The sequence below is a fragment of the Streptosporangium becharense genome, assembly GCF_014204985.1.
Taxonomy (GTDB): Bacteria; Actinomycetota; Actinomycetes; order Streptosporangiales; family Streptosporangiaceae; genus Streptosporangium; species Streptosporangium becharense.
The window spans coordinates 1327090-1348459 of record NZ_JACHMP010000001.1 but is presented as its reverse complement, the minus strand read 5'-3'; the positions used below and the strand labels follow the sequence as shown (position 1 = coordinate 1348459).

Below are 21370 nucleotides of genomic sequence, written 5' to 3'. Positions count from 1 at the left end.
ATGCGGCCTGACCGGTCGTGCCGACCAACCATCCGGAGGAAAACCGATGCGTGTCCTGTTCACCCTGCACGCCGCGACCGCGCACCTGTTCCTCGTGGTCCCGATCGCGTGGGCGTTGCGGGCCGCCGGGCACGAGGTGATCGTCGCCACCCAGCCGGACATCGTGGAGGAGGTCACCCGGACCGGTCTGACCGCCCTGCCGGTAGGGCAGCCGTCCAACGTGGCCGAGCGGCTGGCGAGCATGGCTCCCGAGGAGCACATCTTCGGCTCCGGCTTCGACATCGCCGAGGAGCGCCCGGAGGTGCTCACCTACGAGTACGTGCGCGACTGCATGGCCGCGTTCGCCTCGCCGCTGGCGCTGGACCTGATCACCGATGAGTCGATGTACGACGACCTGGTCGCCTTCTGCCGCCAGTGGCGGCCCGACCTGGTGGTCTGGGACTCGATCACCTTCCCCGGCCCGGTGGCCGCCCACGCGTGCGGCGCCGCGCACGTCCGCTCCACCTTCGGCCGGGACCACTGGGGACGGATGCGCTCGCTGTTTCTGAGCATGCGCGACCGGCAGCCCGGCGACGTGCGCGAGGACCCGGTGGCCGACTGGGTCACCGCGAAGCTGGCCAGGTACGGCCTCCCGTTCCACGAGGACGCCATCCTGGGCCAGGCCACCGTCGACTCGATGCCCCTGTGGACCCGTTTCCCGGTCGAGCACCACTACCTGCCTGTCCGCTTCGTCCCCTACAACGGCCCGGCCGTCATCCCCGACTGGCTCCGTGAGGCGGGCCCCGACCGGCCCCGGGTCTGCTTCACCCTCGGGGTGTCCGGCCGGGAGATGTGGGGCGGGCACGGCAGCATCCGGGCCGCCGACCTGTTCGACGCCGTGGCCGACCTGGACGTCGAGGTCGTCGCGACCCTCAAGGCCAACCAGCTCGACCCCGACGTGAAGGTGCCGGACAACGTCAGGATCGTCGACTACGTCCCGCTCAACGCGCTGCTGCCCAGCTGCTCGGCGATCGTCCACCACGGAGGCACCGGCACCTTCGGCACCGCCATCGCGCACGGGGTGCCGCAGCTCGTCGTCCCCGCCGCGCTCTACGACGAGGCGGGCATGGCCCGGCAGATCGCCGAGCAAGGTGCCGGCCTGGTCGTCGACCCCACCGACCTGTCCACGCGGACGCTGCGGGAGAACCTGGTGCGGCTGATCGGGGAGCCGTCGTTCCGGGAGAACGCCACCCGGCTGCGGCGGGTGGCGCAGACCACCCCGGCCCCGCGCGACCTCGTGTGCGTCCTGGAGGACCTCGTCGCGCGCCACCGGGCGGGCGGGCCCCGGGACCGCCGGGCGGGGGACGCGGCCCAGGCGTGACGGGTCCCGGAGCGGGCCGGCCCCGTATCGGCCCGCGAAGGTGCCCGGATCCCGGCGCGGCCGGATTCCCGTCCTTTCCGATGTTCCTGCGGCGCGCCTTCACCGGGCACCTTCGCGCCGCTTTCATCGGCGCTTCTCAAAAGCGCCTTTCCGACGCCGACTACCGTGCCGATCGCACACCGGCCCGCGACCCGCGGGGGCACGCATTCGTCTTCTCATCCCGGATGCGGTGCTCGATCGGACAAGCCTTCCCGAGCGGTCTGACACTTCCCGAGCGGTTTGACAGAGGTGACGTGGTGGAGAACGAGGAAAAGATTCTCGACTATCTCCGGCGGGCGACCGCCGACCTGCGGGAGACCCGCCAGAAACTGCGGGACGCCGAACGCAGGGAGACCGAGCCCATCGCGATCGTCGGGATGAGCTGCCGCTTCCCCGGCGGTGCCGACAGCCCCGAGGCGCTGTGGCGGCTGCTCGCAGAGGGGGATGACGCGATCTCCTCCTTCCCCGCCGACCGCGGCTGGGACGTCGACGACCTCTACGACCCCGACCCCGGTCGTCCCGGCAAGAGCTACACGCGTTCGGGCGGGTTCCTCTACGACGCGGCGCAGTTCGACCCGGCCTTCTTCGGGATCAACCCCCGGGAGGCCGTGGCGATGGACCCGCAGCAGCGGCTGCTGCTGGAGACCGCCTGGGAGGCGTTCGAGGACGCCGGGATGGACCCGGTCTCCGCCCGGGGCACCGCCGTCGGCGTCTACACCGGGGTGATCTACCACGACTACGGCTCACGGGCACGCGTCGTCCCCGACGACCTCGGCGGCTACATCGGCAACGGCAGCGACGGCAGCGTCGCCTCCGGCCGGGTGTCCTACGTGCTCGGACTGGAGGGCCCCGCGGTCTCGATCGACACCGCGTGCTCGTCGTCCCTGGTGGCGCTCCACCTGGGGGTGCAGGCGCTGCGCCAGGGCGAGTGCTCGATGGTCCTGGCGGGCGGCGTGACGGTGATGTCCACGCCGAGCACGTTCGTCGAGTTCAGCCGCCAGCGGGGTCTCTCCGCGGACGGCCGGTGCAAGGCGTTCGCCGCGGCCGCCGACGGCACCGGCTGGGGTGAGGGCGCCGGGATGCTCCTGCTGGAGCGGCTGTCGGACGCCCGCCGGGCGGGCCGCGAGGTGCTCGCGGTGATCCGCGGGTCGGCGATCAACCAGGACGGCGCCAGCAGCGGGCTGACCGCGCCGAACGGCCCCGCCCAGCGGCGGGTCATCCGCCAGGCGCTGGCCAACGCCCGCCTGTCGGCCGCCCAGGTCGACGCGGTCGAGGCGCACGGCACCGGCACCTCCCTGGGTGATCCCATCGAGGCCCAGGCGCTGCTGGCCACCTACGGCAAGGACCGCCCCGAGGGCAGGCCGCTCAGGCTGGGCTCGATCAAGTCCAACATCGGCCACACCCAGGGTGCCGCCGGTGTGGCCGGCGTGATCAAGATGGTGCTGGCCATGCGCCACGGTGTCCTGCCCAGGACCCTGCACGTCGACGAACCCTCCCCGCACGTCGACTGGTCGGCCGGCGACGTCGCACTGCTCACCGAGGCACTGCCCTGGGAGACCGGCGGCACCCCGCGCCGGGCCGGCGTCTCCTCCTTCGGCGTCAGCGGCACCAACGCCCACGTCATCCTGGAGGAGGCCCCGCGGCACGAGGAGGCTGAGCCGTCCGCGCCGTCCACCGCGTCCGGCCCGGCCGGGGTACCGGAGACGCCGCGAGCGTCCGGGGCGGACGGGCCGGGCGGGGCTGGCGGGGCGGGCCCCGCCACCGGCGCCGGCTCCGCCCCCGTCGTACCGTGGGTGGTCTCCGGCAAGGGCGAGCGGGCACTCCGGGCCCAGGCGGAACGCCTGGCGGCGCACGTGGACGCGGACGCGACGCTCTCACCGGTCGACGTCGGATACTCGGCGGCCACCTCGCGGACGGCCTTCCAGCACCGCGCCGTGGTCGTCGGCACCGGCCGCGACGACCTGCTCGCGGGCGTGCGCGCCGTCGCCGGGGACACCACCGCGCCGAACGTCGTACGGGGCACGGCGAACCCCGACCCGAGGGTGGTCTTCGTCTTCCCCGGGCAGGGCGCCATGTGGCCGGGTATGGCCGTCGAGCTGATGGACACCTCGCCGGTCTTCGCCGCCCGGATCGCCGAGTGCGGCGACGCCCTGGCGGAGTTCGTCGACTGGAAGCTGACCGAGGTGCTGCGCGGCGAGCCGGGCGCGCCGTCCCTGGAGCGGATGGACGTCGTACAGCCCGCCATGTGGGCCGTCATGGTCGCGCTGGCCGAGCTGTGGCGCTCCCACGGCGTCGAACCCCACGCCGTGGTCGGCCACTCGCAGGGTGAGGTCGCCGCCGCCTGCGTGGCCGGTGCGCTCTCGCTGGAGGACGCGGCCCGGGTGGTCGCGCTCCGCGGCCTGGCCATCACCCGGGAGCTGTCCGGCCGCGGCGGGATGCTGGCCGTCGCGCTCTCGCCCGCGGAGGCGGCCGGGCGGCTGGCCCCCTGGGACGGGCGTGTCTCGGTGGGAGCGGTGAACGGCCCCGGCTCCGTGGTGCTCTCCGGGGAGGCGACCGCCCTGGACGAGGTGCGGGAACATCTGCTCGCCGACGGGGTCCGGGTCAAGAAGGTCCCCATCGACTACGCCTCGCACTCGGTGCACGTGGAACCGATCAGGGACCGCGTCCTGGCCGACCTCGCGGGCGTCTCCCCCCGCTCGTCGCAGGTGCCGTTCTACTCGACGGTGACCGGCGGCCTGCTCGACACCGCCGGGCTCGACGCGGACTACTGGTACACCAACCTGCGGCGGCAGGTCCGTTTCGACGAGGCCGTCCGCACGCTCATCCGGGACGGGCACGGGCTGTTCGTCGAGGTCGGCCCGCACCCCGTGCTGACCATGGGCGTCCAGGAGACCGCGGAGGCCGAGGCCGGCGCCATGACCGGCAGCGTGGGCGGCACTGTGAGCGGCACTGTGGCCGCCATCGGGACGCTGCGGCGCGACGAGGGCGGCATGGCCCGCTTCGTCACCTCGATGGCCGAGGCGTACGTCCACGGTGCTCCCGTCGACTGGGAGCCGGTGTTCGCCCCGCACGGGCCGCGCCGGGTCGCCCTGCCCAAGTACGCCTTCCAGCGCGAACGGTACTGGCTGGAGGCCACCGACACCGTGGACCTGGCCTCCACCGGCCTGACCCCGGCCGGCCACCCGTTCCTCGGAGCGGCGGTGGCCGTGGCCGGCACGGACGAGGTGCTTCTCACCGGTCGGTTGTCGCTGCGGACGCATCCGTGGCTGGCTGATCACGCGGCGTCGGGGACGGTGTTGTTCCCGGGGGCGGCGTTCGTGGAGCTGGCGGTGCGTGCCGGTGATCAGGTGGGGTGCGGGGTGGTGGAGGAGCTGACGCTGCGGGCGCCGTTGGTGCTGGGCGAGGGCGGCGGGGTGCGGTTGCAGGTGTCGGTGGGGGCGCCGGACGGGGCGGGGCGTCGTGCGGTGGGGGTGTATTCGCGGTCGGAGGAGGCGGCGGTGGATGCGCCGTGGGTGTGTCATGCGGTGGGGGTGGTGGTGGCGCCGGGGGTGGCGGAGGTGTTCGATCTGGTGGAGTGGCCGCCGGTGGGGGCCGAGCCGGTGGATCTGGCGGGGGTGTACGAGCGGCTGGCGGGGCGGGGGTATGGGTACGGTCCGGTGTTTCGGGGGTTGCGGGCGGCGTGGCGGCGGGGTGGGGAGGTGTTCGCGGAGGTCGCGTTGCCGGAGGGGGTGCGTGGGGAGGCGGAGCGGTTCGGGGTGCATCCGGCGTTGCTGGATGCGGCGTTGCATGCGGAGTCGTTGTTGGAGACCGCGGATCAGGGGGTGAGTCTGCCGTTCGTGTGGTCGGGGGTGTCCCTGTACGCCACCGGCGCCGACGCTCTCCGGGTGCACCTGTCGCTCGCCGGCACCGACGTGATATCGCTGCGACTGGCCGACTCCTCGGGGGCCGCCGTGGCGTCGGTGGAGTCGCTGGTGTCGCGGCCGATCTCGACCGACCGGCTTCCCTCCGCCGCCCACCACGACGCGTTGTTCCGTCTCGACTGGGTCACCGTGCCCGCGGTGGAGGAGGTCTCCGCGGGGAGTGTGGCCGTGCTCGGTCCCGACTCCTTGGGTCTGGCCGCCGGGTTGCGGGCGGCGGGGGCGGAGGTCGCGGAGTTCGCCGGTCTGGACGCCCTGGCCGGTGCCGGGACCGTCCCCGGCGTGGTGTTCACGACGTTCACCGGGTCCGCGGACCCGGCCGGTCCCGCGGCGACCACGGGGCGGCCCGGTGACGACGCCGCGGCCGGGGAACGGCCCGGCGGCGATGTGGCGGGTGCGGTGCACGCGGCCATGCGGCGGGCGTTGGAGCTGGTGCAGGGGTGGCTGGCCGAGGAGCGGCTGGAGACGGCGAAACTCGTCGTGGTCACCCGCGGCGCGGTCGCGGCGCGGCACGGCGAGGATGTCGCCGACCTGGCCGCGGCCACGGTGTGGGGCCTGCTGCGTGCCGCGCAGTCGGAGAACCCGGACCGGGTCGTGCTGGTCGATGTGGAGGACGGGCCGGTGCCGGGGTCGGCGGTGCGGGCGGCGGTGGCGTCGGGTGAGCCGCAGGTGGCGGTGCGGTCGGGGGCGGTGCTGGTGCCGCGGCTGGCGCGGGCGGCCTCCGGTGGTGGGCTGGTGCCGCCGGCGGGGGTGGCCGAGTGGCGGCTGGACGCTCCGGTGAAGGGCAGTCTGGCGGATCTGGCGTTGGTGCCGGCTCCGGAGGCGGCGCGTGCGCTGGGGCCGGACGAGGTGCGGGTCGCGATCCGCGCCGCCGGACTCAACTTCCGCGACGTCGTGGTGGCGCTCGGCATGGTGCCCGAACGTGACGTGCCGATGGGCGGTGAGGGGGCCGGCGTCGTCCTGGAGGTCGGGGCGGACGTGGCCGACCTGGCCCCGGGCGACCGGGTGATGGGCCTGCTGGACGGGGCGTTCGGCCCGGTCGGGGTCACCGACCGGCGGCTGCTCGCGCCGATCCCCGACGGCTGGACCTTCGAGACGGCCGCGTCCGTCCCGGGGGTGTTCCTCACGGCGTACCACGGCCTGCGGAACGTGGCCCGCCTGCAACCCGGCGAGTCGGTGCTGGTGCACGCGGGTGCGGGCGGGGTGGGCATGGCGGCGGTGCAGCTGGCCCGGCACTTCGGTGCCGAGGTGTTCGCCACCGCGAGCCCGGCCAAGTGGGAGGTGCTGCGGTCGCTGGGGCTGGACGGGGAGCACATCGCGTCCTCGCGGGATCTGGAGTTCGAGGGGCGTTTCCTGGAGGCGACCGGCGGGCGGGGGGTGGACGTGGTGTTGAACTCGCTGGCCCGCGAGTTCGTCGACGCCTCGTTGCGTCTGCTGCCCCGCGGCGGCCGGTTCGCCGAGATGGGCAAGACAGACATCCGTGACGCCGCCGAGGTCGCCGCCACCTGCCCCGGGGTGGAGTACGCGGCCTTCGACCTGATCGACGCCGGTCGCGATGAGATCGCGCAGATGTTCGCGGAACTGCTGGGGCTGTTCGGGCGTGGGGTGCTGGAGCCGTTGCCGGTGCGGTCGTGGGATGTGCGCCGGGCGCCGGAGGCGTTCCGGTTCCTGTCGCAGGCCCGGCACGTCGGGAAGATCGTGTTGACCGTGCCGGGGGTGTTCGATCCGGCCGGGACGGTGCTGGTGACCGGGGGGACCGGGACGCTGGGTGGTCTGGTGGCGCGGCATCTGGCGGGGGTGCACGGGGTGCGGCATCTGGTGCTGACCAGCCGGCGCGGGCGTGAGGCGGAGGGGGTGGCGGAGTTGGAGGCGGAGCTGGCCGGGCTGGGGGCGGAGGTCACGGTGGCCGCGTGTGATGTGGCGGATCGGGAGGCGTTGGCCGCGCTGTTGGCGGCGGTTCCGGCCGATCGGCCGTTGACCGGGGTGGTGCACACCGCCGGCGTCCTCGACGACGGGCTCGTCGAGTCGCTGACCCCGGAACGCGCCGCCGCGGTGCTGCGGCCCAAGGTGGACGCGGCGTGGCACCTGCACGAGCTGACCCGCGGTCTCGACCTGTCGGCCTTCGTGCTCTACTCCTCGGCCGCCGCGGTGCTCGACGGAGCAGGTCAGGGCGGCTACGCCGCCGCCAACGCCTTCCTCGACGCGCTGGCCGCGCACCGCAGGGCCCACGGGCTCCCCGCCACCTCACTGGCCTGGGGCTTCTGGAACCAGCGCAGCGGCATGACGGGCCACCTCGCCGACGCCGACGTGGAGCGGATGGCCCGCTCCGGGATTCTCGGGCTCTCCTCCGAGGAGGGCATGGCCCTGTTCGACGCCGCCCACGCGGTCGACGAGGCCCTACTGGTGCCGATCCACCTGGACCTGGCCGCCCTGCAGGGCGGGACCGGCACGCCGCCCGCGCTGCTGCGCGGCCTGGTGCGCACCCCGGCCCGCCGCGTCGTCCGGGCCGGGACCGCCGCCCCCGCGTCCACCGCCTCCGGGCTGGAGCAGCGGCTGGCGGGCCTGCCCGCGGACGAGCGGCAGGACGCCCTCGTACGGCTCGTCTGCGCCGAGGCGGCGGGAGTGCTCGGGCACGCGAGCACCGACGCGGTGGAGCCGGAACGGGCGTTCAAGGAGCTCGGTTTCGACTCCCTCACCGCCGTCGAGCTGCGCAACCGGCTCAACGCCGCCACCGGGATCCGGCTGCCGACGACCCTGGTCTTCGACTACCCGACCCCGCACGCGCTCGCCGGCCACATCATGGCCGAGATCGCCCCGCCCGCCGTCGACCCGTCCGCGTCCGTGCTCGCGGAGATCGACCGGCTGGAAACCGCGCTGTACGAGGCGGGCGGCGACCACGTCAGGATCACCGCCCGGCTGCGGGCCCTGGTCCGCAAGTGGGACGACACGCACGGCGGACCCGCGGAGGCCGCGCCACGGCAGGACCTTGAGTCGGTCACGGACGACGAGCTCTTCGCGGTCCTCGACGACGAGCTCGGCATCTCCTGACGGCCGGCCCCCATGACCCCATCCCTACTGCCCCGAGGCTGGTTGACGTCCGATGGCGAATGACGACAAGCTGCGCGACTACCTCAAGCGTGCCACCGCCGACCTGCAGGACACCCGACGGCGCCTGCGCGAGGCGGAGGCCAGGGAACACGAACCCATCGCGATCGTGGCGATGAGCTGCCGCCTACCCGGCGGGGTGGACAGCCCGGAGCGGCTCTGGCGGCTGGTCGCGGACGGCGGCGACGCCGTGTCCGGCTTCCCCGACGACCGCGGCTGGGACCTGGAGCGGCTCTTCGACTCCGACCCGGAGACCCCCGGCACGACCTACGCCCGCCACGGCGGCTTCATCCACGACGCCGGCGGCTTCGACGCGGGTTTCTTCGGGATGAGCCCGCGTGAGGCCCTCGCCTCCGACCCGCAGCAGCGGCTGCTGCTGGAGACCTCCTGGGAACTGCTGGAACGGGCCGGGATCGACCCCGGATCGCTCCGGGGCAGCCGGACGGGCGTCTTCGTCGGCGCCGCCTCCAGCGGGTACGGCACCGGTCAGGGCGCCTTCCCCGCCGGCGTCGAGGGTCACCTGCTGACCGGCGGCTCCACCGCGGTGATGTCCGGCCGGCTGTCCTACACCTTCGGGTTCGAAGGGCCCGCGATCACCGCGGACACCGCCTGCTCGTCCTCCCTGGTCACCCTGCACCTGGCGTGCGAGTCGCTGCGGCGGGGTGAGTGCACCCTGGCCATCACCGGCGGCGCCACCATCATCTTCACCCCCGAGATCTTCGTGGAGTTCAGCCGCCAGCGCGGCCTGGCCCCCGACGGCCGGTGCAAGGCGTTCGCCGCCGCCGCAGACGGCACCGGTTTCTCCGAGGGCGTCGGCCTGCTGCTGCTGGAGCGGCTGTCGGACGCGCGCCGCAACGGCCACCCGGTGCTGGCGGTGGTGCGCGGCAGCGCGGTCAACCAGGACGGGGCCAGCAACGGCCTGTCCGCCCCCAACGGCCCCTCCCAGCAGCGGGTCATCCGTGAGGCGCTGGTCAACGCCCAGCTCGTGGCGTCGGACGTGGACGCCGTCGAGGCGCACGGCACCGGCACCATGCTCGGCGACCCGATCGAGGCGCAGGCGCTGCTGGCCACCTACGGCCAGGACCGCCCCGCCGATCGGCCGCTCTGGCTGGGCTCGGTCAAGTCGAACATCGGTCACACCCAGGCCGCCGCGGGTGTGGCGGGCGTCATCAAGACGGTGATGGCTCTGCGGCACGGCCTGCTGCCCAAGACCCTCTACGTCGACGCACCCACCCCGCACGTCGACTGGTCGGCGGGTGCGGTGTCGCTGCTGACCGAGCCGGTCGAGTGGCCCGACAGCGGTCGTCCCCGCCGGGCCGGGGTGTCGTCCTTCGGCATCAGCGGCACCAACGCGCACGTCATCCTGGAGCAGGCCCCGGCCGACGTCCCCGGCGAGGCCGACACCGCCGGGGACGGAAGCCTCGGCGGAACGGCGGCGACCGCGGCCCGGAACGGTTCGCCCGCCGTCGCGGAGACCGACGCCGAGCCGTCGCCGTCGCTTCCGCTGCCGGTTCTGGTGTCGGCGCGCAGCGAGGAGGCGCTGGCCGCCCAGGCCGGACGGCTGGCGGCGTTCGTCGGGGAACACCCGGGGCTCCGGCCTCTGGACGTGGCGTACTCGCTGGCCACCGGCCGGGTCGCCTTCGAGCACCGTGCGGTGGTCGTGGGCGGGGACCGTGCCGGGGTGCTGGAAGGGTTGTCGGCGTTGGCGGGCGGCCGGTCGGGTCCCGGGGTGGTGCGGGGCCGGGCCGGTGAGGGCCGGTTGGCGGTGTTGTTCTCCGGGCAGGGCAGTCAGCGTCCCGGGATGGGCCGGGTGCTGGCGGGGGCGTTGCCCGGGTTCGCCGCGCACCTGGAGGAGGTGTGCGCGCATCTGGACGGGCATCTGCCGCGTCCGTTGCGGGAGGTGATGTTCGCCGATCCGGGTAGCGCGGAGGCGGCGTTGCTGGATCAGACGGTGTTCACGCAGGCGGCGTTGTTCGCGGTGGAGGTGAGCCTGTTCCGCACCCTGCAGGGGTGGGGGCTGGTGCCGGACTATCTGCTGGGGCATTCGATCGGGGAGCTGGCCGCGGCGCAGGTGGCGGGGGTGTTCTCGCTGGCCGATGGGTGTGCGCTGGTGGCGGCGCGGGGCCGGTTGATGCAGGCGCTGCCGGAGGGCGGGGCGATGCTGGCGGTGCGGGCGGCCGAGGCCGAGGTGGCCGGGGTGCTGGCCGAGGTCGATCCCGAGGGGGTGCGGGTCGGGATCGCGGCGGTCAACGGTCCGGCCGCCGTCGTGGTGTCGGGGGATGTGGACGTGGTGGAGCGGGTGGGTGCGCGCTTTGCGGTGTTGGGCCGTAAGAGTCGCCGGTTGCGGGTCAGTCATGCGTTTCATTCGCCGCGGATGGAGCCGATGCTGGCGGAGTTCGAGGCGGTGGCCGCGGGGGTGGCGTACGGGCCGGCGCGGATTCCGGTGGTGTCGAACGTGACCGGGCGGGTGGCGGGGGAGGAGTTGGGCGGCGCGGGGTATTGGGTGGCGCATGTGCGGCGGGCGGTGCGGTTCGCCGACGGGGTCGCGTCTTTGCGTGCGGCCGGGGTGGGGGTGTTCGTGGAGGTGGGTCCGGACGGGGTGTTGTCGGCGATGGGCCAGGACTGTGTCTCGGCCGGGTCCGATACCGAGACCGAAACCGCGGCCGGTTCCGGCCTCGCCGCTGCCGGGGCTGCCGGTGAGGCGGTGTTCGTGCCGGTGTTGCGTCGGGATCGGGACGAGGTGGCGCAGGTGGTGTCGGCGGTGGGTGCGGTGCACGCGGCCGGGCACGCGGTGGGCTGGGAGACGTTCTTCACCGACGCCGCGACCGCCGCGACCACCGGCGCCGCGACTGCCGTGACCACTGGCGCCGCGACCGCCGGCGCCTCCGGGACCGCGGGTGCCGACGGCACCGCCGCCGTGACCTCCGGCGCCGCCGCCGGGGTGACGGCGCCGCGCCGGGTCGAGCTGCCCACGTACGCCTTCCAGCACCGCCACTACTGGCTGCACACCCCCCGCTCCGGCACCGACCCGGAGTCCGCCGGGCTCGGCACGCCCGGCCACCCCCTGCTGGGTGCCGCGGTGGAACTGCCCGACTCGGGCGGGCACCTGCTCACCGCGCGGCTCTCCGCGCAGACGCATCCCTGGCTGGCCGACCACGCGGTGGGCGACGCGGTGCTGTTCCCGGGCACCGGGCTCGTCGAACTGGCCGTCCGCGCCGGTGACCAGGTCGGCTGCGGCAGGATCGAGGAGCTGACGCTGGAGGCCCCGCTGGTCCTGCCCGCCCGGGGAGGCGTCCGGGTGCAGGTCGTGGTGGGCGCCCCCGACGAGTCGCAGGCCCACACCGTCAGCGTGTACGGACGCGCCGAGGACGCCCCGGCCGACGAGCCGTGGACCCGCCACGCCACCGGGCTCCTCACCCCGTCCGCGGCACCCGCCGGCACGGGGCTCGCCGAGTGGCCGCCGCCCGGCGCGGAAGCGGTGGAGGTGGACGGCCTGTACGAGCGGCTCGCCGCTCTCGGACTCCACTACGGCCCGGCCTTCCGGGGCCTGCGCGCGGCCTGGACCCGCGGCGAGGAGGTGTTCGCCGAGGTCGCGCTGCCCGACGACCTCGCCGCCGACGCCGCCGGGTTCGGCATCCACCCGGCCCTGCTGGACGCCGCCCTGCACGCCCTCGCGCTGAGCGAGGTCTCCGCGGAGCACGCCGCGCTGCCGTTCGCGTGGTCCCAGGTGGACCTGCACGCCGCCGGGGCGTCGAGCCTGCGGGTGCGGGTCGCCCCCACCGGCGGCGACTCGCTGCGCCTGGAGGCGGCCGACCCCGCGGGTCACCCGGTGGCGTCGATCGGCTCGCTCGTGCTGCGTCCGGTCGGAGCCGCCGGTGTGCGGGCCGCCCGCCCCAGCGCGGAACGCTCGCTGTACCGGGTCGAGTGGACGCCGGCCGAGACCGGGGCCGGGTCTCCGGGCGGCACCGCCACCGGGACCGCCTCCGGGACCGCGTCCGGGGACGCCACCGGCACCGTGTTCGGGGACGCCACCGGCACCGGTGCGCTGGCCCGTGGCTGGGTGCTGGTCGGCGACGACGCCTTCGGCCTCGGCGCGGCCCTGGCCTCGGCGGGGACTCCGGTGGAGTCCCACGCCGGCCTGTCCGACCTGCTCGCGGCCGTCGAGTCCGGAACCCCGGCCCCCGTGGTCGCGGTCGCCGTCTCGGACGTCCCTTGCGGCGACCCCGGCGTCCCCGGCGACCCCGGGGATCTCGGCGACTCCGGCGGCGATCCCGGCGGCGAGGCGGTCGCCGGCGCCGTCCGGTCGGCCGTGCACCGGATCCTCGACCTGGCGCGGGCATGGGCGGCCGACGAGCGGCTCGCCGACTCGCGGCTCGTCGTCGTGACCCGGGGTGCCGTCGCGGCGGGACCCGGTGAGAGCGTCCCGGACCTGGCCGGCGCCTCCGTCTGGGGCCTGGTCCGCGCCGCCCAGGCGGAGAACCCGGACCGGTTCGTCCTGGCCGACCTCGACGGCCACGCCGCGTCCGCCGCCCTGCTGCCCGCCGCCGTCGCGACCGGCGAACCACAGCTCGCGATCCGCGAGGGCAGGGGAGTGCTGGCCGCCCGGCTCGTCCGCGCGACCGGCGCCGTCCTCACCCCGCCCGAGGGAGCCGCCTCCTGGCGGATGGACAGCCGGGACAAGGGCACCCTGGAGAACCTGACCCTCCTGGACGCCCCCGAGGCGGTGGCGCCGCTCGGCCCGGGGCAGGTCCGGGTGGCGCTCCGCGCGGCCGGCGTGAACTTCCGCGACGTGCTCAACGCGCTCGGCATGTATCCGGGCGAGGCCGGCGCGATGGGCCTGGAAGGCGCGGGTCTCGTCGTGGAGGTCGGCCCCGGGGTCACCGCGTTCGCCGCGGGCGACCGGGTGATGGGCATGTTCGACGGCGGCGCCTTCGGCCCGCTGGCCGTCACCGACCACCGCCAGCTGGCCACCGTGCCCGAGGGGTGGACCTTCGCCCAGGCCGCCTCGACCCCGGTCGCCTTCCTGACCGCCTACTACGCGCTGGTGGACCTGGCGGGCCTGAAGGCGGGCGAGAGGGTGCTGGTGCACGCCGCCGCGGGCGGCGTGGGCATGGCCGCCGTGCAGCTGGCCCGGCACTTCGGCGCGGAGGTGTTCGGCACGGCCAGCACCGGCAAGTGGGACGTCCTGCGCTCGCTCGGTCTGGACGAGGCGCACATCTCCTCCTCGCGCACCCTCGACTTCGAAGGCGCCTTCCTCGCCGCGACCGGTGGGGACGGCGTCGACGTGGTGCTCAACTCGCTGGCCGGCGACTTCGTCGACGCCTCTCTGCGGACGCTGCCGCGCGGCGGCCGGTTCGTGGAGATGGGCAAGACCGACATCCGCCCGCCGGAGGCCGTGGCCGCCGCCCACACCGGGGTCCGCTACCGCGACTTCGACCTGGTCGAGGCCGGGTACGACCGGATCGGCGAGATGCTCGGCGAACTGGTGACGCTGTTCGAACAGGGGGCGATCCGGCCGCTGCCGGTGACCGGCTGGGACATCCGCCGTGCCCCGGAGGCGTTCCGCTTCCTGTCGCAGGCCAGGCACGTCGGCAAGGTCGCGCTGACCATGCCGGTCCCGTTCGACGCGGGCGGCACGGTGCTCGTCACCGGCGGCACCGGCGGGCTCGGCGGGCTCGTCGCCCGCCACCTGGTGACCGCGCACGGTGCCCGCAACCTGCTGCTGACCAGCCGCCGCGGCCTCGCCGCCGAAGGCGCGCGCGAACTGCGCGAGGAGCTCACCGCGCTGGGCGCCGACGTCGAGATCGCCGCCTGCGACGTGTCCGACCGGTCCGCCCTGGCGAAGCTGCTCGCCGCGGTGCCGGCCGGACGCCCGCTCACCGCCGTGGTGCACGCCGCCGGTGTGCTCGACGACGGTGTGCTCGCCTCCCTCACCGGGGAACGGGTGGACGCCGTGCTGCGTCCCAAGGCCGACGCCGCGCTGCACCTGCACGAGCTGACCCGGGACTTCGACCTGTCGGCGTTCGTGCTGTTCTCCTCGGTGGCCGGCACGCTCGGCAGCACCGGGCAGGGCAACTACGCGGCGGCCAACGCCTTCCTGGACGCGCTGGCCGCCTGGCGCCGCGCCAGGGGGCTGCCGGCCCTGTCGCTCGCCTGGGGGCCCTGGGCACAGTCCGGCATGCTCGGCACCCTCACCGACGCCGACGTCAGCCGGATGGCCCGCGACGGGATCGTGCCGCTCTCCCCCGACGAGGGGCTGGCCCTGTTCGACGCCGCCGCCGGGCGTCCCGATCCCGTGCTGGTGCCCATCCGCCTCGACGCCAAGGCGCTGGCCGCCCGGGGCGAGGGGCTGCCGCCGCTGCTGCGGGGCGTGGCGCGCGCTCCCGGCCGCCGCGCCGCGGCGGCCTCCGCGGGCGGGGACGCCACCGCCGGCCTGCACGCCAGGCTGGCGGCGCTGCCCGTCGCCGACCGTCACCAGGCGCTGCTCGACCTGGTACGGGCGGAGGTCGCCGCCGTGCTCGGACACTCCTCGGCCGACCAGGTGGAGGCCGACCGCGCCTTCGACGAGATGGGCTTCGACTCGCTCACCTCGGTCGAGCTGCGCAACCGGCTCAACGCCGCGACCGGGCGGCGGCTGCCCGCCACCCTCGTGTTCGACTACGCGAACCCGTCCGCGCTCGCCGCGTACCTGCGTTCGGAGCTGGTGCCGGACGAGGGACCGACCGAGACCCAGGTGCTCCAGGAGCTCGACCGGCTGGGCCGGCTGCTCGCGGAGGTCACGCCGGACAAGGAGACGCGCTTCACCGTCGCCACCCGGCTGCGGGGCCTGCTGGCGCAGTGGCAGGGCGACGGCACCGGCCAGGACACCGGCGGCGGCGCCGCCACCGGTGACGGCGTGGAGTCGGCGAGCGCCGACGAGCTGTTCGCGCTGATCGACAAGGGGCTCTGAGCCCGATGTCTCTCCGTGATCGACGATCTGTCCGCGCCGGCCGCCCCGGTGGGCGTCCGGCACGGCATATGGGGAAGGTGACGTGACGTGGCGGACGAGCAGAAGCTCCTCGGCTATCTCCGGCGGGTGACCGCGGACCTGCAGAACGCCCAGCAGCGGCTGCGCGAGGTGGACGCCCGGGACCGCGAACCGATCGCGGTCGTCGCCATGGGCTGCCGGTTCCCCGGGGGGGTCCGCACCCCCGAGGAGCTGTGGCGGCTCGTCGCGGACGGCCGCGACGGCATCTCGGCGTTCCCGGACGACCGCGGCTGGGACCTGGACGCCCTGTACGACCCGGACCACGCCAGGCCGGGCACCAGCTACACCCGCGAGGGCGGGTTCCTCTACGACGCCGGTGACTTCGACGCGGCCTCGTTCGGCATCTCGCCGCGCGAGGCGCTGGCCACCGACCCGCAGCAGCGGCTGCTGCTCCAGGTCGCCTGGGAGGCGTTCGAACGGGCCGGGATCGATCTGACGACGCTGAAGGGCAGCCAGACGGGCGTGTTCGTCGGCGCCTTCTCCAGCGGGTACGGCACCGGTCTTGTGACACCGCCGGAAGGGGTTGAGGGCCACCTGCTGACCGGTGGCTCCACGGCCGTGATCTCCGGCCGGATCGCCTACGTCTTCGGGCTCAAGGGCCCGGCGCTCACCGTCGACACCGCGTGCTCGTCGTCCCTGGTGGCGCTGCACCTGGCGTGCGAGTCGCTGCGGCGTGGGGAGAGCACGCTCGCGCTGGCCGGAGGGGTGACCGTCATGGCCACCCCCGAGACCTTCGTGGAGTTCAGCCGCCAGCGCGGCCTGGCCGCCGACGGCCGGTGCAAGGCGTTCTCCGACGACGCCGACGGCACCGGCTGGGGAGAAGGCGCCGGCCTGCTGCTGCTGGAACGGCTGTCGGACGCCCGCCGCAACGGCCACCCGGTCGTCGGCCTGATCCGCGGCTCCGCCGTCAACCAGGACGGGGCCAGCAACGGCCTGTCCGCCCCCAACGGCGTCTCCCAGCAGCGGGTCATCCGCCGCGCGCTGGCCAACGCCGGCCTGGCCGCCTTCGACGTGGACGCCGTCGAGGCGCACGGCACCGGCACCACCCTGGGCGACCCGATCGAGGCGCAGGCGCTGCTGGCCACCTACGGCAAGGACCGCCCCTCCGACCTGCCGCTCTGGCTGGGCTCGATCAAGTCGAACATCGGCCACACCCAGGCCGCCGCCGGCGTGGCCGGTGTGATCAAGATGCTGATGGCGCTGCGCGGCGGGCTGCTGCCCAGGACGCTGCACGTCTCGGAGCCCTCGTCCCACGTGGACTGGTCGGCAGGGAACGTCCGCCTGCTCACCGAGCCCGTGGCGTGGCCCGAGAGCGACCGGCCCCGCCGCGCCGGGGTGTCGTCCTTCGGCGTCAGCGGCACCAACGCCCACGTGATCGTGGAGCAGGCGCCCGCCGGGGATCCCGCCGAGGCGGCCGAGCCCGTTCCCGCCCCAGCGGCGGGCACCTCCGCCGTGCGGGCGGGCACCTCCGCACTGCGGGCCGGATCCCCCGGCCCCGCCGGGCACGGGGCGGGACCGGCCGCGGACCCCGGCCGGTCCGGGACGCCGGGCGACGCCGGGCGACCGGCCGCGGCGGCCTGGACGGTCTCGGCCAGGAGCGCACCCGCGCTGCGCGCGCAGCTCGACCGGCTCCGCGCGCACGCCGAGGAACACCCCGGCCACTCGGCCGCCGACATCGGTCTCTCCCTGGCCGCCTCCCGCACCGCCTTCCCGCACCGGGCCGTCGTCGTCGGCCGCGACCGGGAGGAACTGCTGGCCGGGGTGCGCGGGCTGGCCGCGGGCGACGAGACCGCCTGCGCGGCCACCGGCGTGGCGTCCGGAGCGCCGGGCAAGACGGTGTTCGTCTTCCCCGGCCAGGGGTCGCAGTGGGCCGGGATGGCCACCGAACTGCTCGCCGCCTCACCGGTCTTCGCCGCCCACATCGGCGACTGCGAACGCGCTCTGGCGCCGTTCGTGGACTGGTCGCTCACCGGGGTGCTGCGCGGGCGGCCGGACGCCCCCTCGCTGGAGCGGGTGGACGTGGTCCAGCCCGTGCTGTGGGCGGTCATGGTGTCGCTGGCCCGGCTGTGGGCCGAGTACGGGATCAGGCCGGACGCCGTGATCGGCCACTCGCAGGGTGAGATCGCCGCCGCCACGGTGGCCGGCGGGCTCTCCCTCGACGACGGCGCCCGGGTGGCGGCCCTGCGCAGCCGGGCCATCGGCGAGGTGCTGGCCGGCCGCGGCGGGATGGTCTCCGTCGGCCTGCCCGCGGAGGAACTGGCCGGGTGGCTGGAACCCCGGCGGGGGGCGATCTCCCTCGCCGCGGTCAACGGGGCCCGCTCGGTCGTGGTCTCCGGTGAGCCGGACGCCCTCGACGAGCTGACGGCGGCCCTCACCGCGCAGGGCGTGCGGGCCAGGCGGGTCCCGGTCGACTACGCCTCGCACTCCGCCCAGGTCGAGGAGCTGCGCGAACGCCTGCTGCGCGACCTGGGACCGGTCGCGCCGCGGTCCGGCGACGTGCCGATGATCTCCACGGTCACCGGGGACTGGATCGACACCTCCGCTCTCGACGCCGAGTACTGGTACACCAACCTGCGCCGCACCGTCGGCTTCGACCCCGCCGTCCGTGCCCTCGCCGCGCAGGGGCACGGCGTGTTCGTCGAGACCAGCCCGCACCCGGTGCTCACCATGGGCATGCAGGAGACCCTGGACGCCCTGGGCCGCGACGCGGTGGTCACCGGCACCCTCCGCCGCGACGACGGCGGGCCGGTCCGGCTGCTGACCTCCGCCGCCGAACTGCACGTCCGGGGTGTCACCGTGGACTGGTCCGCCCCGCACTCCGGGGGACGCCGGGTCGACCTGCCGACGTACGCGTTCCAGGAACGGCGCTACTGGCTGGAGTCGGCCCCCGCCGCGAAGCGGGCACAGGACGCCGACCCGGTGGACGCCGCCTTCTGGGAGGCGGTCGAGCGCGGAGACGCGACCGGCCTGGCCGGTGACGACGGAGCCGACGCCGCCGCCCTGGGCCGGCTGCTGCCGGCGCTGTCGTCGTGGCGGCGGCGCATGCGGGAACGCGCGGCCGTCGACACGTGGCGCTACCGCGTGTCCTGGCGGCCGGTCGCCGACCCGCCCGCCGCCGCGCTGACCGGCACGTGGCTGCTCGCGCTGCCCGAAGCCGGCGACGCCGCCCCGGTCACCGGCGACGCCGCCCCGCACGCCGGGCCGGCCGGCGCCGCCCACGCCGCCCACGCCGCCCACGCCGCCCTCGTCGAGGCGGTCGCCGAAGGGCTCGGCCGCCACGGCGCCCGGGTCGTCCCGATCCGGGCGGCCGGGCGGGACCGGGCCGGGCTCGCCGCGGAACTGCGCGAACTGCCGGCGGACGAGCAGCCGGCCGGCGTGCTCTCCCTGCTCGCGCTGGACGAGCGTCCGCACCCGGTGCACCCGGCGCTCTCCCGCGGCACCGCGGACACCGTCACGCTGGTCCAGGCCCTCACCGACGCGGCCGTCACCGCCCCCCTGTGGGCGGTGACCTCCGGCGCGGTGGCCACCCGGTCCGCGACGCCGCAGGAGCCCTCCGAGGACGCCAGCCCGTTCCAGGCGTCCGTCTGGGGCATCGGCACGGTGCTCGCCCTCGACCACCCCGGCACCTGGGGCGGCCTGGTCGACCTGCCCCCCGCCCCGGACGAGCGGGCCGTCGCCCGGCTGTGCGGCGTGCTGGCCGGATCCGGCGGCGAGGAACAGCTGGCGGTCCGCGACACCGGGATCCTCGCCCGGCGCCTCGTCCGTGCCCCGCTCGGCGACGCCGCCCCCGCCCCCTCCGGGACGGCTCCCGGTGCCCGGGGCACGGCGCTCGTCACCGGAGGCACCGGAGGGGTCGGCGCGCACGTGGCGCGCTGGCTGGCCCGCCGGGGAACCGGGCACCTGGTGCTCACCAGCCGTCGCGGGCCCGCCGCCGCCGGCGCCGAAGAGCTGGAGGCCGAGCTCACCGCGCTCGGCGCGAAGGTCACGATCGCCGCGTGCGACGTCGCCGACCGCGAGCAGCTTCGCCGGCTGCTGGACTCCCTGCCCGCCGAGCTCCCGCTCACCACGGTCGTGCACGCCGCAGGCGTCGTCGGCGACGACGTGCCGCTGGCCGACACCACACTGGAGGAGTTCGCCGAGGTCGGGCGGGCCAAGGTCGCCGGTGCCCACCACCTGGACGAACTGCTGGGCGACCGCCCGCTGGAGGAGTTCGTGCTGTTCTCCTCCGGCGCCGCCGTGTGGGGCCAGGGAGGGCAGGCCGCCTACGCCGCCGCGAACGCGTTCCTGGACGCGCTGGCCGCCCGCCGCCGTGCCCGAGGGCTCGCGGCCTCCTGCGTCGCGTGGGGCGCCTGGGGCGGCGGCGGCATGGTGGACGAGTCGATCGGCGCCCGCCTGCTCCGCCTGGGCGTACGTGTGATGGAGCCCTCCGCGGCCACCGCCGCGCTCGGCCAGGCGCTCGACCGCGGCGAGCACCACCTGGTGGTGGCCGACATCGACTGGACCCGTTTCGCCCCCGCGTACGCCCTCGCCCGACCCAGGCCGCTGCTGCGCGCGCTGCCCGAGGTCACCGCGATCCTGGCCGGCGGGTCGGACCCCGGCGACGAGGAGGAGGGCGGCGCCGCGCCGCTCGTCGCCCGGCTGGCCGGCCTGCCGGAGGAACGGCGGCTGGACGAACTCCGCGAGGCGGTGCGCGCGCACGCGGCCAGGGTGCTCGGCCACCCCGGGCCCGAGGCGGTCGACGCCGACCAGAACTTCCTGGAGGCCGGCTTCGACTCGCTCACCTCGATGGAGCTGCGCAACGCCCTCATCAAGGCGACCGGCCTGCGGATGCCCGCGACCGTGGTCTTCGACTACCCCAACCCCGCGGACCTGGCCAAGCACCTCCTGGGCGAGCTGGACGCCCGCCTCGCCGGCCCCGGAGCCGAACCCGCGCGCGGCGGGGCGGACCCGGCGGACACCCCCAGCGCGCTGCTTCACGAGGCGGCGCTGAAGGGGAAGATGCACGAGGGCATGGCCATGCTGCGGGCCCTGGCCGACCTGCGGCAGTCGTTCTCGTCGCCGGAGGAACTGGAGGAGATCCCGCCGCCGGTGAAGCTGGCGGCGGGCCCCGGCAGGCCCAGCCTGTTCTGCTTCAGCACCCCGATGGCGCTGGGCGGGGCGACCCAGTTCGCCCGCCTCGCGGCGAACTTCCGGGACGTGCGGGACCTGTTCGCGCTCCCGGTCCTCGGCTTCGCCCGGGAGGAGAGCCTGCCCGCCACGGTGGACGCCGCGGTGCGGACCTGGGCGGAGTCCGTGCGGCGCGCGGCCGGCGACGAGCCGTTCGTCGTCCTCGGGTACTGCGCCGGGGGGATCTTCGCGCACGCCGCCGTCGGCTACCTGGAGAGCCTCGGCGTCAACCCGGCCGGTCTCGTCCTGCTGGACACCTTCATGCCGGACGACAAGGTCATCGACGACCTCGGGACGCAGATGGTGCAGGGCATGTTCGACCGGGAGGCGTCCTTCGGGCCGTTCACCAGCGCGCGACTGGGGGCGATGGGCCGCTACTACAAGCTGTTCCGCGAGTGCGCGGTCGGAGAGGTGAAGGCCCCGATCCTGTTCCTGCGTCCCGACACGCCGCTTCCCGGCCCCGGCGGCGAGCCTCCGGCGACGGAGGACTGGCGTGCCTCGTGGCACACCGACCACGTCGCGCGGGAGGTGGAGGGAGACCACTTCACGATGCTGGAGGACAGGGCCCCGTCGATGGCCCGCGCCATCGAGGACTGGCTGGCGTCGCTGGACGCCGGCCGCTGAGCGTCCCGCGGCCGGGAACCCTCCCCTCCCGGCCGCCGGGCACGGCCCCCGCCGCCCGGACGGGCTCCCGGCCGCCCCGGTGCCCCCGGTAGGGCTAAGTCTCGGGTGTAGACCGTCCTGGGGGAAGGATGG

4 protein-coding genes are annotated in these 21370 nt (G+C 75.5%); all 4 read left to right on the top strand.

Annotated elements, in window-relative coordinates; all coding sequences use genetic code 11:
• Window positions 1-46 precede the first annotated feature (46 nt).
• The 4 genes from F4562_RS05760 (at window position 47) to F4562_RS05745 (ending at window position 21238) form a co-directional block, all read left to right on the top strand.
• Window positions 47-1360, top strand: coding sequence for an activator-dependent family glycosyltransferase (locus F4562_RS05760; RefSeq protein ID WP_184549013.1), 1314 nt, complete (start codon window positions 47-49; stop codon window positions 1358-1360).
• A gap of 296 nt (window positions 1361-1656) precedes the next feature.
• Window positions 1657-8364, top strand: a complete 6708-nt coding sequence (locus tag F4562_RS34630) for an SDR family NAD(P)-dependent oxidoreductase (protein WP_312872080.1) — start codon at window positions 1657-1659, stop codon at window positions 8362-8364.
• 52 nt (window positions 8365-8416) lie between these two features.
• Window positions 8417-15370, top strand: a complete 6954-nt coding sequence (locus F4562_RS05750) for a type I polyketide synthase (RefSeq protein WP_184854761.1) — start codon at window positions 8417-8419, stop codon at window positions 15368-15370.
• A gap of 87 nt (window positions 15371-15457) precedes the next feature.
• Window positions 15458-21238, top strand: a complete 5781-nt coding sequence (locus F4562_RS05745; RefSeq protein ID WP_184547892.1) for a type I polyketide synthase — start codon at window positions 15458-15460, stop codon at window positions 21236-21238.
• Window positions 21239-21370: the final 132 nt, after the last annotated feature.

Excerpts from the sequence above, each read along its gene's own strand:
- F4562_RS05760 (WP_184549013.1), top strand. The coding sequence starts at position 47 with ATGCGTGTCCTGTTCACCCTGCACGCCGCGACCGCGCACCTGTTCCTC.
- F4562_RS05750 (WP_184854761.1), top strand. The coding sequence starts at position 8,417 with ATGGCGAATGACGACAAGCTGCGCGACTACCTCAAGCGTGCCACCGCC.